A 1,364-nucleotide genomic window follows, 5' to 3' on the forward strand; every position below is an offset into this window, starting at 1 on the left:
CGCCGCCCGCCCCGACCCAGCGGGTGGCGATGAAGGCCAGCCCCGCGATGACCGCCATGGTCACCGCGACGCGGCCCACGGGGCCCGCCACGCGGGCGAAAAGGCGGGTGTCCTCCGGCACGGGCGCGCGGCCCTCCGGGTCGATGGAGCGCACGTAGTCGCCCTTGACCAGGTTGTAGAGCGCCTTGCAGGTCTCGAACTCGCCCAGGCCGCAGAGGTCCACCATGCGGCGCAGGTCGCGCCCCACGGCGATCTCCTCGTAGACGTGGCGCTCCGACGGGCCGATGACGCCCAGCTCCCCGCCCTCGTCGGCGCCGCGGGGCGGCGGGAGCGCCTTGACGCGCTCGAAGGTCATGTCGTCGCGGTGGATGCGCTTGCGGATGACGGGCCACTCATCCACCATCCGGAAGCCCTCCATCAGCACCGTCTCCGCGCGCAGCGGGGTGATGCCGTCGGGGCCGGGCTCCACGGGCTCCTGGATGAACTCGTAGGTGCCCGCCTTCCAGGTGAAGAGGCGGTAGAGCGTCTCCGTCACCTGGAGCTGGGCCATGTGCTGGAAGCGCTCGGCGGTGAGGGCGTGGCTTGCCACCAGCACGTCGCCCAGCCGCTTGAGGGTGCGCTTCTGGACCTCCAGCGCGGCCTCCAGCTGCGTCTCCGTGATGATCTCCGCGCGCACCAGCATGGCGCCGATGAGCTCCTTGCGCTTCCGGGTGAGGCTTTCGGCCTTGATGATGTGGCCGTCCTGGAAGCCGACGCGCACCTCCTGGTCCTTGTTGCGCAGGTGGAGCGTGCCCGTCTTCTGCTGCTGCCCGATGAGCTGCAGGATGTCGCCGATGCCGAAATCCTTGAGGGTGCCCTTGAGGGCCATGGCTCAGGCCTCCCCCCGCTGGAGCCGGCGCAGGCCGCGCAGGGTCAGCAGGTAGACGAAGAAGAGGACCGTGCCCGCGGGCACGAGCTTGAGGTACACCGGCGCGTCCCCGTACGGGGTGCGGACGAGGCCGCGGTGGAGCACCAGCGCGGCCAGCGCGAAGCTGAACACGAAGGCGTAGAGGGCGCCGCGCACCGGCAGGCCCGCGCCCACGTGGCCCGCGCCGGACACCAGCCCGCCCAGCGCATACGTCACGCGCTTCGTCCAGGCCTGGTGGCGTTCCACCTCGCCCTGCTTGCGCGAGCGCAGCTCCTTGGGGACCTGGCTCTTGCGCGCGTAGACGTTGACGCACTGGCCGCACATCGCGCTGGCGACGCCCAGGTCCTTGTCGCAGCGCTGGCAGACCGCCCGGCCGCACCGCTCGCAGCCGCGCGAGGCCTTCATGCGCCAGGAGGCCTCACCGAGGGCGGCGACCAGGGCCGCGAGCGCCGCAGTC

1 protein-coding gene and 1 pseudogene are annotated in these 1,364 nt (G+C 71.9%); both read right to left on the reverse strand.

Annotation, left to right across the window (positions count from 1 at the left end; all coding sequences use genetic code 11):
• On the reverse strand, positions 1 to 868 hold an 868-nt coding region (locus tag ACLEQD_RS43460), incomplete at its 3' end, for a DUF4388 domain-containing protein (RefSeq protein ID WP_410391801.1).
• A 3-nt stretch (positions 869 to 871) separates the two neighbouring features.
• Positions 872 to 1,364 (reverse strand): annotated as a pseudogene (locus ACLEQD_RS43465) (hypothetical protein); the annotation flags it as partial.

This window comes from Corallococcus sp. 4LFB (assembly GCF_046520365.1).
GTDB lineage: Bacteria > Myxococcota > Myxococcia > Myxococcales > Myxococcaceae > Corallococcus > Corallococcus caeni.